At 40.0% G+C, this 16,334-nt stretch carries 9 protein-coding genes; 2 read left to right on the top strand and 7 right to left on the bottom strand.

From position 1 onward, the window contains the following. A partial coding sequence (locus tag C511_RS18445) for an ATP-binding protein (protein ID WP_262482336.1) occupies window positions 1-137 on the top strand: 137 nt, incomplete at its 5' end. 146 nt (window positions 138-283) lie between these two features. Here the strand turns inward: C511_RS18445 and C511_RS0110640 are convergent. From C511_RS0110640 to C511_RS0110600, 7 genes are all read right to left on the bottom strand, one after another. Then, window positions 284-490 (bottom strand): cupin domain-containing protein, encoded by a 207-nt coding sequence (locus C511_RS0110640; protein WP_034782219.1) that lies wholly within the window; start codon window positions 488-490, stop codon window positions 284-286. 336 nt (window positions 491-826) lie between these two features. Then, the gene (locus tag C511_RS17275; RefSeq protein ID WP_158332561.1) at window positions 827-1,681 is read right to left on the bottom strand and encodes a DUF7833 domain-containing protein; all 855 of its coding nucleotides are present in this window, start codon (window positions 1,679-1,681) and stop codon (window positions 827-829) included. Window positions 1,682-1,848: 167 nt separating this feature from the next. Next, a complete protein-coding gene (locus C511_RS0110620; RefSeq protein ID WP_024997057.1) occupies window positions 1,849-3,066 on the bottom strand; it encodes an alpha/beta hydrolase family protein in 1,218 nt (405 codons plus the stop codon). 179 nt (window positions 3,067-3,245) lie between these two features. Further along, window positions 3,246-5,465, bottom strand: coding sequence for an endo-1,4-beta-xylanase (locus C511_RS0110615; RefSeq protein WP_024997056.1), 2,220 nt, complete (start codon window positions 5,463-5,465; stop codon window positions 3,246-3,248). A gap of 24 nt (window positions 5,466-5,489) precedes the next feature. Next, window positions 5,490-6,908, bottom strand: coding sequence for a glycan-binding surface protein (locus C511_RS0110610; RefSeq protein ID WP_024997055.1), 1,419 nt, complete (start codon window positions 6,906-6,908; stop codon window positions 5,490-5,492). A gap of 16 nt (window positions 6,909-6,924) precedes the next feature. Beyond that, window positions 6,925-8,559, bottom strand: a complete 1,635-nt coding sequence (locus tag C511_RS0110605) for a RagB/SusD family nutrient uptake outer membrane protein (protein WP_024997054.1) — start codon at window positions 8,557-8,559, stop codon at window positions 6,925-6,927. A 16-nt stretch (window positions 8,560-8,575) separates the two neighbouring features. Next, window positions 8,576-11,749, bottom strand: coding sequence for a SusC/RagA family TonB-linked outer membrane protein (locus tag C511_RS0110600; protein ID WP_024997053.1), 3,174 nt, complete (start codon window positions 11,747-11,749; stop codon window positions 8,576-8,578). Window positions 11,750-12,126: 377 nt separating this feature from the next. Here C511_RS0110600 and C511_RS0110595 point away from each other — a divergent pair, with 377 nt between their 5' ends. Then, window positions 12,127-16,302 carry a hybrid sensor histidine kinase/response regulator transcription factor gene (locus C511_RS0110595; protein ID WP_034782215.1) on the top strand — a complete coding sequence of 1,392 codons (4,176 nt, stop codon included), beginning with the start codon at window positions 12,127-12,129 and terminating at the stop codon, window positions 16,300-16,302. The last annotated feature ends 32 nt before the right edge of the window (window positions 16,303-16,334 follow it).

Below are 16,334 nucleotides of genomic sequence, written 5' to 3'. Positions count from 1 at the left end.
AAAGATGGAATGAGGTTATAAAGGATAAAATACTTGTTGCTGCACTTATAGACAGAATTACGCAAAAAGCTTATCTGGTAAATATGAACGGGGATTCTTACAGACTGAAGCAGACGAAATTATTAAACAAAAAATAAATGATTTATTATGTGTATAGAAGTTTATCTAAACAGAAAACGGGAAAAGGGAAAATATCCTTTGCCACGTTCCAACATTTTAATATTTTTGCAAGTGGCAGTGGTCCATTTTTTAATTATTATATGGTACCTTTTCTGATTATTATTTACAAGATAAGGGTACCAGGTCCAAAACGTTCGATACAATCGCCCGCGAAACACAGACCCGTACTCTCTTTCACCCAGATAATCTCATACTGGCTATGAAAATGCCACGGATAAGTGAAGTGCGCATAATCATAGTAACGCGAATTAATGGGGTTTACTTCCGTAATGGGAAGTTTTTCACTCATGATCTTTTTCTTCGATTCCATAACAGAGGCTTGGCAAATGCTTTAATTTTTAAGTGAATATTGAATATAACAGAAACAAAGATACAACCATTTATAGCAATATACGCATTAGCCGTTTCAAACACTTTTTCAATCGTTACTATGAACATCACATTGGTTACAAAGATTTTGCCGGCAGTTACAAGGCTTCATGAAAAGCCTTGCTACAAGCTTTTTGAAGAAGAAAGTCTTGATTCGCTAATGAGCTATATACCTCAGGGGGTGTGAGCTATATAGCCTATGCTCACGGGCTATATACCTCGACATGCTTGGGCTATATAGCTCACGGAGCGTGGTCTATATAGCCGGGGAAAGGCGCTAGTGTCTCCAGCAATGACCGTCGTCATCCCACACGGCATTGATGGCGGGGCGCGGTGGGGCTCCCTCGACTATGGGCATGCCGCAGTAGGTTCGCCGGCCGTCGACCAGCGTTTCGAAGCGGAACGGATCGGGTGCAGCTTCCTCTTGCTTTTGCAAACGGGCCATGAGCTGCTTGCAGTCGGCCGATTGCATCCAGAAGAAAAACCGACGTTTGGCATCGTTCACCGTGGGAATGGAGTTTTCCTCGCCAATGAGGCTGATGTAGGTGGAAAAGGCCAGCAGCAAAGCGTCGAAATGTGCGGCGAATTTCAACCCCATGCCACTCTTCATGGCCATCTGCTCCTGCCAGATGGTTTCGTGCTTCATCTCTGCCACCGAACGAAGCAGTTCTTCCGGTGAAGAGCAAGAGTTCGCTTCGCTCTCACTCTTCAAAGAAGTAATTATATGATTACTCTCTCTCTGTAATGCTAAAGCGTTCGCTTCGACACTTTGGCTGATTTTCAGGCTTTTAGCTAGTCCTCCGAGACGTCCATGAGCCCGACATGAGCTCACAACTCGGTCGTGCGCTGCCATTCTTTCGGACAGCCCCGGGGAATAAAAAGAGTCATCGGTTAGCACAAATAAATCATAATCGGATATAATTCTCATCAATCTTTTGGATGATGTATTTGCTCTTCTCGACAGATGCGAAAGCATTACATACGAAGCAGCATATTCACGCTGCATGCGTAAAAATTCAAGAATAATCCAATAGATTCCATAACCGGTCATTCCTTCTTGTTTGATCAAGCTCATCAGTTTGGCATCACTAAAAGCCGAAGCATCGTGTTTAAAATAAAAGTTTTTTCCCATTTTCATAATCAAATTAATTGGTTAACAAAAGCGTTAACTATCTGATTATAAAGATTCAAAAAAAGAAATGAGTTTCCTGTTACCTTTTTAGTCAACACGAGAAGAAAAAAGACGAATAATATTGGTACAACAGCAAAAAACAGCAAAAAAGAGGTTTTATGCCTGTACTATTTCGCCCAAGGCATCCACTTTTTATAATCAACGTCTTTAAACATTTCTGCTTTGGTAACAATCGTATTTACGTCCTGTTTTCCTAATAAGAATTTATCAATAAATGCCTCAACTTCAGGATATTGACTTAGCGGTAATTGGCAGTGTGGGTGTCCACCTTGTATAGAAAACCCCATTCTATCTTCTATCCCGAACGCTTCCCAAACTTTACGCGCTGCACGGCAAGATACATAATTAGACTCTTCGGCCAGCCATTCGTAATCCGTATTACCCAGAACAAGCAATGCACGGGGCATTATTAACGCTGCCAATTCATGATGATCAACCGGCAAACGATTTACATTCTTTTCTGAAAACAGAAACATGCTTTCCAAAAACCAGGCATGGTTAGTACGTCCCAATGTTTCTACGTTACCCAATGTTTCGGAAACACGCCATGCGTTTACGCCTCCACCTCCCGGTTCTTGGGCAATGGTCAAAGCAATACGTTCATCAAAAGCACCTGCGTACAAAGCCATTTTACCGGCAAACGAACAGCCCGACACTGCCAGATGAGAGGTGTCAATACGTGAGTTTTTACCTACAATCTCTACCCCATCTATCAAACGGCTTATCCCCCAAGGCCAAGCGCTATACGCTCCCATCTCTATCAACTCCGGATACAAACGGTTTATGGGTTCATTACCTCGTTTTTGTGTGTGAGACATTACTTGTGTAAAATTAAACGCAATCTGCGCTATGCCTCTCTTAGTAAACAATTCCGACGGAAGAGAGCCACTGGGCATTCCTATGCCTATTATAGCCGGAAACGGTCCGGCCCCCTCAGGATATTTAATAAATGCAGTCAGAACCAATGTTTGGCCATTGTTGTGCACCACAACGCGTAAGGTATCATTCGTGATCGATGCTTCCATACTATCTTTGGCAACCGTTGGCTTACAGCCTAACTCATAATGTTGTAATTGCCGGATAATCTCTGTACGGCGGCGTTCCCAATCTTTAAAACGGCTTAACCTCCCATTACCATTCGCCCAGGCTAATGGATCGGGCAAGGTCGTTATCTCCGGCAATTCATTAATTTGCGGAAAATCAGAAAAGGTATAGGCGTTACCCATGTTTTCCTTATCATAAACAAGCGGTAATTGTGCTCCGAGAGAGGACGGCCACAGCAGGGCTAGCAGACTCCAAACAATACAATTCAATTTTACTTTCATAGCATCATATTTTATAACAGACAGGTTTCTCGACGACAAAGATAATAGAACAAATCTAAAATGGCATAATATGATTGTTTATTCTAAAAAAAATACCACTTTTATTTATAAAAAGAAAACCCGTAGCACTGTTATTCAACGCTACGGGTTCTCAACACAAAAGTCTAACCTAATCAGTTTTAATACTGAAGATCACCACTAAAATCCTCACTGACATCTTTGCCGGCAAATCCGTCAGCCACACCTTTGTAAGCATGCTTACGACCATAGCTTGCATCCCATAAATTAGGAGCATCATCGGGTAGCCAGTTTTCATGTTCTGCAGGATCATCTGACACGCCCCAAATTGTAATACCATACTGCTGTGCTTGTGGTATGTACTTTTTATAAGATTCAATTACGTAACGGTACATTTCAGCTTGATCTGCAAATTGCGTATCGGTAGGAGATGCAGTTCCCAAAGCGATATCAAGTTCAGAAACTTTAATCAGCTTACCGCTAGCAGCAAGTGTTTGAAACATCTTATCTATTTGTTGCTTCAGATTCGCTATTCCATTCGCATCTTTACCGCTCAAACTTAAGTGCATCTGCGTACCAATGCCGTCAACCTTAGCCCCCTTACTTTCAATGTAAGTAACATAATCAATAAGTCCGGCTAACTTAGCTTCACTGACTTCCAGGTTGTAGTCGTTAATAAACAGCTTGTCACTATCACCGTTACCATACTGACGGGCAAGTTTAAAGGCCGTAACAGCATAGTCCTTACCCAAATATTTCACCCATGAAAAAATATCGTCTCCCGAAGATTCTGTTCCATCACGCAAAGTTCCACCCTCACGCATAGGCTCATTCACGACATCCCATGCTTTGATGTGCGACTTACAATGTGATACCATCTGTGAAATCCAGCTTTCTAAAGCATTACCTATTAGTAGAGCTTTTTCCTCGTCGGAAAGCGGAATAATCTGTACCCCGCGGGTAGCCGCTTTGGTAGTTGCTTTTTTCTCACCAAACTTAACATTATCAACGTAATAAGTACCGGCGGCCTTACCAAAGTTGATGCACAATCTTTGCATTCCCGCTTTCGCACATGTAAATTCCCCTTCAATAGGTACCCATTGCCCCACAGCAGTAGTGCCACTTACGTACCCTTCTCCTGCATAGCTGGTAGGATTCTGAACCTGAAAAGTAAAATCAGTATTCAGCACATCGGCCTTCACCATAGCCGAATAACAGTAGGTTTTACCTATTTCTAACTCAGCAGGCAAAGAATAGGCTGCTTGCGCCGAATAGGAATTTGCATCTTTGGGATTAACCAAAATCATGGCATAATCACTGTTGTAACCTTGACCTTTATCAGAAATCTTATGAGAAGAGTCGTTGCCCCAACCGCCCCATGGAGAGATGGTTGCTGTTTCGAAGGTGGTATTATCTATCACATTCAACATCTTATCTACATTCTCATTCTTCTCACCAAATTTGATATTATCAATGTAATAATTACCCGCTGCTTTGCCAAAGTTAATGCATAGCCTTGTAAGGCCTTCTTTGGTGCATTCAAATTCGCCCTCTATAAGCACCCACTGACCTACAGCTGTTGCGCCGCTTACATACCCTTCTCCTGCATAACTGGTAGGATTCTGAACCTGAAAGGTAAAATCAGTATTCACTACATCAGCTTTCACCATGGCCGAATAACAATACGTTTTACCTACAATAAGTTCAGAAGGTAGTGAATAAGCTGCTTGCGCCGAATAGGAATTCGCATCTTTGGGATTAACCAAAATCATGGCATAATCACTACTATACCCCTGTCCCTTTTCAGACACTTTTCGAGATGAGTCGTTACCCCAACCACCCCATGGGCTGATGGTTCCGTTTTCAAAATCACTATTATCAAGTATATTAATAATTTTCTCTGAATCATCTGGCGTTACAATGACTTTGTCGGCAATCAATGAATTGAGATACTTAGCATTCTGGTTTTGATGCCACACCAAGGTATGTCCAAAAACAGATATACCGGCTTCATCTGTTTTAACAAACAGCTTATCAATATTAGTAAAATTAAGACTACCATCTGATTTTACAACCGGACCATGTTTCATCAGGTATCCAATTGTAATTTCATTAAAGTTCTCGTTCACTAACTGATTGTAAGGTTCATTATCTGTATAGAGAGTCAACCCTACTCCGCAGCCTAACTTGAAATTAGGATCGGACACATATGTTTTTAAAGGTTCATAACGGGATATGGCTTCTCTCAACTGTAATGGTAATTCGGATGACGCCACCTCTCCGTGCGACGGATCTTTATACCAATTCATTTTTTCCTCATCACATGAGCTCATAGTAGTAGCCAGTAATGCCACTATTGGAATGATTTTATTGTATTTCATAATTATCACTATTAAAATTATTACTTACTCAGCAACAGTCGGGAAATCGGAATAAGTAGGCACACCCAACCGCACAATACGCCAATTATCAACATAAACCCTTACTGATGTTTCTTTTGAGATAAAGCTCTTGGTTTCGTCAGCACTATTTCCGGTAAGTTTATTTAATGTAAAATCTGAGTTTTCGAAATAGAACCCAAAGTTTTTATATGAGGCTGCATCACGCAAAGCTACAACATCTGCAAAAGTCATTGAAGAAACGTTTGCATTGGCCGCAAATACATAAAACTTACTAAAGGGAATAGTAACAGTAACCCACCCTGAGGATGAATAAGGGACGGCAGAACCTCCTGAAACCCAAGGAACGTAATTATAACATTGTTTGTTATCTGAAGAAGCCCATTCACCACCGTTTAAACCATTAATCAAACAAACCTTTAAAAATCCAGATTCGTTCCATGGGGTAGCAGCCGGAACATAAATATCAAATTGAAAACCAACTGAATCAATAGGAAGGGTGTGTGGTATACCCAATGCCGTTTCACTCCAATCGTCAACACCATTACCGGCTGTCCACACCTCGGCACAACGGTTTTTGCCCCCGGCAACAGGCAATTGTTTCGCCGCCGGCAATACACAGTAAGTTCCTTGAGACACATTGCCTTCACCTATGACTGCCGACTCCAGATCTTCCGGAGCAACCATGCTTGCGCTCGAACCCCAAGAACCCTGTTGCCCTTTCCCATCAAAATCAAGAATCACTCCTTTTTTGCAATTGAAATAAGCCGGAGAATAAGCACCTCCGTTAGCGCATTCAATGAAAATAGATCCTCCATTATCAGAAACCCCTTCGGGTACATTCACCATAAAATAAGTACCATCTTTACTTTGAGTAATGCCACTCGTAACAACCACGTTACCCGGGAAAACAACCTTTGTCACTTCTAATAAACCAGAACCAAAGACAATGATCGGTTCGCCCATTTTGGGCATGGTATTTGAGATCCTTGTAATGGCAGGTGCAGCCGAACGAATGGTAAAATTATGAGTATACTCTCCTGCATCCTTCACTAAGCGAATTGTATTGCGAATTGCTTCTTCTGCTTCTGTTGTGGGAATATTCTTGTTTACGCTTACTACAAAAGATTTATCAGAAACCATTACCGGATTAAAATAACAACTATAGCCATTAATGTACACTTTCTTTAAGCCGGTAAATCCTTTACCCTCTACACGAATAAGTTGTCCCAAACGAGCAAATTCAACCAATCTGTCAGGAACATCAGAGTCGGCATCTTCTAGGTAAACACCTGTAATAGTCATTTCAGCTCCATTATTGTTCTCATCATCATTGCAAGATGTCAATGTGAGAGAGGTAATAAAAAGGACTATAAATAAAACGACTGCTTTCAGAGCATTATAATTTATCATTAAGTTTTTCATACTTAAATAGGTATTTTTAATTAAACAAATCGGTAATTCGATCTTCTTTAAACTCATAAGAAACCGGCTCTGCTTTGAGCTGCGGATTCTGGACTGTTTCCGATTCCGGATAAGGCAATAAGAATATAGTTGCATCTATAGTTCCAATTGATCGGCTGCTGGGATCACGAGACTCATCAACAGATAAAGTTTGGGTTTCCGAGTTCCACAGCACCGGGGTATTAACATCTCTCTGCTGGTTCTTTATGTAATTCACCGTTTCCTGCTGTTTGTAGTAAGATCTACGAACAAGATCATACCAATACTGACCTTCCATGCACAATTCCATTCTACGTTCATGACGAATGTCTTCATAAGAAATTGCATCTTTCGGATTAAGTCCGGCTCTGGCGCGTATCTTGTTAAAATAATCAAGAGCCGTTTCATCAGAAGTAGTCGCATTGTTACCAAGTACTGCCTCAGCATAAATCAGATAAACCTCAGCCAAGCGCATCATGTATGTATTGATTGGACAACTCATTCGAGATATTTTTGGATTGTCTTTTGTTGATCCACAAACATATTTTTTCACATTCAAGGCTTGTTCCGTTTTCTCATAGGTGTATCCACCCTTAGAGGCTTGAATTTCCGGATATTGGTCGCCATATGCCATCCAGGTTGCCTTACGACGTTTGTCGCCCTTTTCATATTCAAATATCACATTGGGCTGTGCGCGAGTCCAGTATCCCCATGCAGCGTCGTCATCGGTTATTTCAGAACCACATGCAAAATATGCCTGTTGGGTATTCGTTTCACCATAAGATCCATTGGCAACCCATTGCAGAGCAAAGACAGATTCAGAATTATTATTATTTTCTATCTTAAATAAGTCTTCGTAATTATCCATTAGCTGGAAAGGACTTTCTTCAATCACTTTTTGGGCAGCTTTCTTGGCTAAATTTAAGTATTCCTCACTCCGCACTCCGCTATTAGCATCAGTACCATAACCTGCATAAGTTAAGTACACGCGCGAAAGCATTGCATAGGCACTATATTTATTAACCCGACCGGCTGCACTTGAAGTCCCGGGAAGATATTTTGCTGCGTACTCCAAATCACGCATTGTAAATTCGTATACGTCAGAAGTGGGACTTGTGTTGACAATAGGATTAGCAATTAAATCGTCTGTATTTTCATTCAAAATCACATTACCCCAAAGCATGGCCAGATAGCTATAAGCAACTCCCCTCATAAAGCGGGCCTCAGCAATGTATTCTTTTTTTGTATCTTCATTATTATAAGGACTATTTGTAATACCAATGATTACTTTGTTAGCCTGCTGAATCACATTATACAACGACGCCCATGCACTGACTAGCGGTCCGGTTAGCCCTGTTTCATTCAGGTCTGTAAACGGATAAATATAATCAGAGTAGGGAGCGTACAAGTTAAAGCCTCTACCATCACCTAACCCATAATAAAACTTATCATTAAAGTCGAACCAAACTTTATTATAAAGCGCTCCGGTGGCAGCACTAAAATCTTCTTCATTCTGATAAAAATTCTCAGCAGTAATACTGGAATTATTCTCGGTATCCAAGAAATCACTACATCCTGTTATCGTTAAAGATGCTGCCAATACAAGCGAGTATATATATTTACTTGTTTTCATATTCATATCTATTAAATTAGAATGTAAGATTTAAACCAAATGTGTAAATGCGCGGAGTGGGATAACGGTAGTTATCAAATCCGGTAAGTAGTGCATCTTGATTAGCAGAACCAATCTCAGGATCGTAGCCTTTGTATTTCGTAAAAGTATATACATTTTGCAAGTTGCAATAAATCTTCATATTTTGAAGACCAACTTTGGTTACCCATTTTTGGGGTAAAGTATATCCCAAAGAAATCGACTGAATTCTCAAGTATGAACCGTCTTCAACAAACTTATCGCTAAAACGATAATTAGAAGTATTGGAAGCGGAAGAAGAAGCCATACGACAAGCATGGGGATCTCCACCAATGATTTTAATGTTCCGATAGTCATCCGGACCATCGGAATGAATCAATTCCAATTGTGCATAGTCAAGAGCATCTTTCAACAAATTGGTGTTTTCACGTGGATTTTCAAGGTCTTTTCTAACCCAATTAACTACTTCATTGCCATAGCTGCCATTCAAATAGATACTTAAATCAAATCCTTTATACGAGAAGGTATTGCCTATGCCATACGTAAAGTCAGGCTCGGGATTACCTATAAAAGATCGGTCTTCTTCATCAATTACACCATCTTTATTAATATCTTCAAAAATATAATCACCAATCCATACACTGTTTTTTCCAATTGACATATCTTTTGGTAAAGCTGTCTGTTTCAAATTGCCATCAGCATCTTTGTAGTAAAAGTCTGTTGCTTTTTCAAAACGGCCTATAACCTTGTAACCATAGAACTGACCGATAGGTTGATCTACTGCAGTACGAGTAATGATAGTAATGGTTGAGCCGCTTTGGTATGATTTATTAATTAAACTTGATTCAGTATCGAGTTCTTTAACCTTATTTCTATTCATTGAGAAAACCAAATTAGACCTCCATTGAAAACCCTTTTTATCAACATTGACTGTATTCAATGTCAGTTCTATACCTTTGTTTTCCAACGAACCGATATTTTTCCATGGTGCAGCAGTAGATCCCGGACCTGAAGTTCCTACATAAGCAGGCAGAGGTACCTGTAACAATAAGTCTTTCGTCTTTTTATAATATAAATCAGCTATAAATTCAATACGGTTTTGAAATAAGTTCAAATCTAATCCTATATTACTAGAATAAGTTGTTTCCCATTTTAAATCAGGATTCGGCGTATTGGCTGCCAGCAAACCTGTTCCCCAAACTGTTGCAACAGAAGAATAAGTGGCTAAGTAGGCATTGTTAGGCACATTTTGGTTACCTACTGTTCCCCATCCCAAACGGAGTTTGAGGTTATTAATTATATTATTATCCTTCAGAAATTCCTCGTTAGTAACCTTCCATGCAAGCGCAGCTGAAGGAAACCAGCCCCAGCGATTATCCTTATAGAATTTCGAAGAGCCATCTCTACGCAGAGTAAATGTTAGCAAATACTTGTCATTATACGAATAAAACATACGTCCGAAATAAGACAGAATAGAACTCTCACCACTGCTTCCGTCATTTTTAGCTGTAGATGCATCGCCTAAAGTCAAATCGGTTGCACTATTTGACAGATACCCTTTACGATTACCGTACAGATACTCCCAATGGCTTTTTTGCATTTCTTGACCTACCATTGCCTGAAGATTGTGCTGACCAAAAACCTTATTGTAATTGACAAGGTTTCTCCAGCTCCAATATTTATTGTATGACTTTGAGTAAGAACCTTCTCTGTTGGTATTCTCAATAGCTCCGAACGTATAAGAAGGATCGAACTTATATGTATTGGTTATACCATAATCAAAAGAGAGTTCGGTTTTAACAGACAAACCATCAATGATTGTGGCTTCTGCATACGTATTGGCACGAATACCCATTTTTTCGTTCCGATTATCCTTAATCATAGCCAAACCAACCGGATTGTTCTGTACATATTCATCCGTATCCGGGCCATCAAAAGTACCATCTGCATTTCTGACTGCCACATTGGGTGTTTGCTTAAGCGCTGTTTCAATTAATGATTCATCAGAAACGGTGAGTTTTTGTCGAGAATTACTAAATGCAAAGTTAATACCCATCTTCAGGTACTTCTTCACCTGAGAATCAAAACTTCCTCGGAGATTTAAGCGACGAAAGCCAGACCCAATAGCAATACCATCTTGATTGAGATAACCGGCTCCCAACGCATAATTACTCTTGTCACTACCTCCTGTAACGGATAAGTTATGGCTAGTCATAGTGGCCTTACTGAACATTTCATCTTGCCAATCGGTCCCTTCACCCAGTAAATCGGGACGTACAAAATTGTCATCCGCTTGTACAATCCCCCAATTTTGGCCTGAATAATCATTACCTGAACGCACATTCTTATGTTCAGCATACTCGCGTAAATTGAGCATATCGAGTTTTTTAGGCATTTCCTGCCAGCCCATATAGCCGTCATAAGTTATTTTAGCTTCACCACTTTTGCCTCGTTTGGTTGTAATTATAATTACACCATTAGCCGCACGAGCTCCATAAATAGCCGTAGCTGAAGCATCTTTCAAAACATCCATCGAAACAATATCAGCAGGGTTAATGGATGCCAACGCATTATCTGTTCCCGAACCGGTTGAGCCGTCAATAATCACTCCATCAATAACGAATATGGGTTCATTTGAAGCATTTAAAGAGTTTACACCACGAATGCGAATAGAAGAGCTAGCACCCGGCATACCGCTATTTTGTTGCACTTGTACACCCGCTGCCCTACCTTGTAGCACCTGATCAATAGATGTTGTTACAGATTTTGAAATAGCATCACTTGATACGGATACAACAGATCCAGTTAAATCACTGCGTTTCATCTGACCGTAACCCACTACCACAACCTCATCAAGCACTTTCGTATCCTCTTTCATCACAATTGAGAATTGGTTTTTTCCGGCAATAGGTATTTCTTGTTTTTCGTACCCGATAAAAGAAATGGTAAGTTTGCCTCTTGGCGATACCTTTAACGAGAACTGGCCATCCAAATCCGTTATGGTTCCATTACTTGTTCCACTTTCTAGTACGCTAGCTCCTATTATAGGTTCACCTGCTGCGTCTTTCACTGTACCTCTTACAGTTATAGATTGTGCAAATGCCCATATTGGTACTAGGCATAGCAAAATAAACAGCCCCACGGGCCTGTAATAATGATTTGTGCTTTTCATACAATCATCGTTTTTTTTAATTAATATAAATACTAGCTTAAAGTTAATTAGGACTAAATAAATAAGATAAGATCCTTCATGTTTTCATTTCGATATATCATTAATAGTTAAACAATGCTATCTATACTTACGCAAAACTACAAATTTGTTTTATCTACATAACTAATTTATGTTTCTGTTTGTTAGATGTTAGTTACATGTATTTTCTCATCTGTTACATACTCTTTGTTGCTCGTTACTTAAATAGAATATACCACTATAAACAGCTAAAAATATTCCTTTATCAGCCAATATAAAGTATTTAAGTGGGCGAGTCATGACTTTTAAACCAAGTATTTACCTATCTTTGCGAATAAGAAGTTAACATCGATATTAGAATGAGAGCACAAGTAAGAAAAACATTATTCATCCTGATCTGTCTATTACCCTTTTACACATGGGCTCAAACCGGAAAGTTCTACTCTTCGGATAAAGAGTTATCAAACAGTCTTATCAATAAAGTATATCAGGATCGAAGAGGATTTATCTGGATTAGTACTGAAAACGGATTAAACCGTTTTGACGGCAACCGTTTCACCATTTATAAGCATAATTCAGCCGATAGTACTTCACTAAAAAACAATTACGTAAGAACCGTGTTCGAAGACAGTGGCAGTCGCTTTTGGATAGGCTGTATCAATGGATTACAATTATACAACCGTGCTACAGACTCGTTCAAAGAAATACGTATTCACCGAGAAGACGGAAAAAAGAATCCTCATGTTACCTCTATTATAGAGCGCACCAACGGAGACATTTGGATTGCCACATCCGGGCAAGGCATTATATCGCTGAAAAAGGGAAAAGGAGTCAATGAATTCCGGAAAGAAAAGAATCTGATTGATCGGATGAACAGTAATTTCATGAATGTTATTTATGAAGACTCTCAAAAGAATCTATGGATAGCAACTGAAGACAAGGGGCTTTTCAAATACAATCCCGAAACCAATGCGTTGAAATGTTTTAAGGCTCCGCAAGACATTTTAAAAGACGATATATCGGCTATATCAGAAGACAGAGAAGGTACTATCTTTGTAGGCACCCTCACCGGAGGAGTTTTCAAACTATCGACAAAAGACCGATCGCAAAAGTTTGTACCCATAAGCTACACGCGCAACATTCCACTGAACGTGCGTGCGCTGATGCTCGATAAGCAAGGGCGCTTATTCATTGGAACAGATGGTGAAGGACTGAAAGAGTATAACTATCAGAAAGATATAATTGAGGATAGCGAGATTAGCACCGGACCGTTTGACTTTTCCAAATCAAAAATACACTCCATCGTTGAAGATAAAGATAATAATCTTTGGCTGGGCATCTTCCAGAAAGGAATTATATTTATACCCGGAGCCACTAACCGATTTGGTTATTTCGGTTACAAATCACTTCGCAAAAACACGATAGGGTCAAGCTGCATCATGGCTATTCATAAAGACAAAGCCGGCACAACATGGGTTGGAACAGATAATGACGGGCTTTATGCCATCAATGATTTGGGAGAACAATTACTACATTTTAAACCTTCACCAGGCAACCCGCGTTCATTGCCGGGAAGTATCATGTGTATCTTTGAGGATTCCAATCAAGATTTATGGGTAGGATCTTACTTCAATGGGCTTGGTAAAGTCAACAAGAAAAACGGACTGTGTGAATACATGAATCACTTGAGTGGTCATGGTGGCATTAATGACAAGGTTTTTTATATCACAGAAGACAGTAACAAGAACTTATGGGTAGGGACCTACGGTTCGGGTATTTATAAGATTAACCTTAAGACACATAAAGTAACCCATTACGAATCGACACGAAGTGAAAACGATGATTGGAGAGTTGATAAACTGCCCAACGATTGGATTAATTCAATCGTGGAAGACAGCAACGGTCTTATATGGATTGGTACGTTCAAAGGGTTATCTTGTTTTAATCCTAAAAAAAATACGTTTATCAACTTTCTGAACCAAAGCAACCTTCTGCCTGGGTACGTCGTTAACACCATACTAGAAGCAGCAGATGGTAAAATATATGCAGGCACTACAGAAGGCATTGCTTGTTTTGATGTAAAAAGCCACAAAATTAGCCACTATTCAACTTCCAACGGTCTACCCAGCGATGTAATTTGCGGAATGGCGGAAGACGAACAGGGTAATATATGGATAAGCACTCACCAAGGGATTTCCAAATTCGTAACCAAAGAGAATCGATTCATCAATTACTATGCAGGCGATGGCATTCAAGGGAATGAATTTACACGCGGTGCTGTTTTTAAAGATAAACGAGGAAAAATATATTTCGGAGGAACCAATGGTATTACTTCTTTCATTCCTTACGAAATAACCGAAATCAAAAAAGAGCTGAAGGTAATTATCACCGACTTGTATTTGGCCAATCATGCGGTGAAACAAGGAGATAAATCGGGTGGAAATTTAATTACCGAGACTGCCGTGATAGATGCTAACAAATTTACACTGGCATATAATGAAAACACATTTAGCCTTGAGTTTTCAGCATTGGATTTTAATAATCCGGAACGCATTAGCTACCAATACATGATTGATGAATTGGGTAATGAATGGATTAGTAACCATCCCGGAGTCAACCGTGTAACGTTCAGTAATCTGAGTCCGGGCACCTATACTTTTCGTGTCAGAGCCTCTGATCATGGTAACTATTCAAACGTGCGAACAGTGACTATTGTCATTACCCCACCGTGGTATCAGAGTTGGTGGGCCATCTGCTTGTGGGTACTAATAGGTAGTGCCATTATGTACACCATCGTCATGTATATTCTTTCTCGGTTACATCATAAACAAGAGATGCTTAAAAGAGAACATCAAGAGCAAATCAGCGAAGCGAAACTTCAGTTTTTCATCAACATCTCACATGAAATACGCACTCCGATGACTCTGATTCTGAGTCCTTTGGAAAAACTGCTGAGCGAAAGTTCTGATAAACAAAGCACTTACCTGATGATGTATCGTAATGCACAACGCATTCTACGTCTGATCAACCAGCTCATGGATATCCGTAAGATAGATAAGGGACAGATGCACCTCAAATTTCGCGAAACAGATATTGTAGGTTTTGTTGACGACCTGATGCAGACCTTTGACTATCAAGCTCAAAAAAAGAATATATCGTTCTGTTTTACAACTAATTTAGGCAATAACCCAGCTGATAACTCAGAGGAAGAAGATCATCATAATACCAAAAAGGAATTGAAGGCTTGGGTCGATTTGAATAACTTCGATAAAGTATTGCTCAATGTGCTATCAAATGCATTTAAATATACCCCTCAAGGAGGCAATATCTCCGTCAATCTCTCTACCGGTAAGGATGAAACATGCAGAGGAGCTTTAAAGAATTATTTTGAAATAAGTGTAACTGATAGCGGAATAGGTATTGACAAGGACAAAATAGAGCAAATCTTTGAACGCTTTTATCAGATAAACAACGACCTCACCAAATCGAATTTCGGAACCGGCATAGGTCTACATTTGTCCAGGTCTTTGGTTGAACTCCACCACGGCACCATTAAGGCCGAAAATAGAGAAGACGAATCGGGTACCCGATTTATCATTCGCCTGCCACTAGGCTCTGATCATCTGAAAGCAGAAGAGTTGGAAGATCCTACGCAGATATCAGAGGGCGAATCTCAACAAACAGTATTTGAAAAAGATACTACTCAGTTGTATGGATCGGATGATGACGAATGCATGCAAAAAGACAAGGTAAAAGCGAAAACAAACTACCGCGTTCTCATTGTTGAAGATGAAGATGATATACGACATTACATTCGCCAGGAGTTATGCGGTGAATACCGTATAGCCGAATGTGTAAACGGGAAACAAGCGCTGGAGTACATTTTGAAGGAGAAACCTGATTTGGTTATAAGCGATGTAATGATGCCGGAAATGGATGGCAACATGCTTTGCCAAAAAATAAAGCAAAACACCAACATCAATCACATACCCGTTGTGCTACTAACGGCTCGTTCAAAGCCCGAAGATAGAATGGAGGGTTTAGAGATTGGCGCCGATGCATACCTTGTGAAACCATTCAACATTGATTTGCTTCGCTTAACGATCAGTAACCTGATTAATAACAGAGAAAGATTGAGAGGAAAGTTCAATACGGAAAAGCAGGTTGAAGACAAAATGGATAAGATTCATCTCAAATCAAACGATGAAATATTGATGGAAAAGATCATGAGAACCATCAATGAACATTTGGCTGACCCGACTCTTAACGTTGAAGTATTAGCAGCGAATGCCGGTATGAGCCGTGTACACATGCATCGTAAACTCAAGGAGCTAACCAACCAGTCGGCCCGCGATTTTATCAGAGGTATCCGGTTAAAACAAGCGGCATCCCTATTGAAAGAGAAAAACCTCACTATTTCTGAGGTTGCTTATGCTACGGGGTTCTCTAACCTTTCACACTTCTCGAATACGTTCAAGGAATTTTATGGAGTTTCTCCTACGGAATATAAAGAACAGTCGGCTTCACAGATGTAATGCCAAACAAAAGCGAAGGTTTTACCGCAGTC

The organism is Bacteroides graminisolvens DSM 19988 = JCM 15093, from assembly GCF_000428125.1.
In the GTDB taxonomy this organism is placed as follows: domain Bacteria; phylum Bacteroidota; class Bacteroidia; order Bacteroidales; family Bacteroidaceae; genus Bacteroides; species Bacteroides graminisolvens.
Note: the sequence above shows the minus strand (reverse complement) of the source record. Positions and strands in the feature narration are given on the sequence as shown.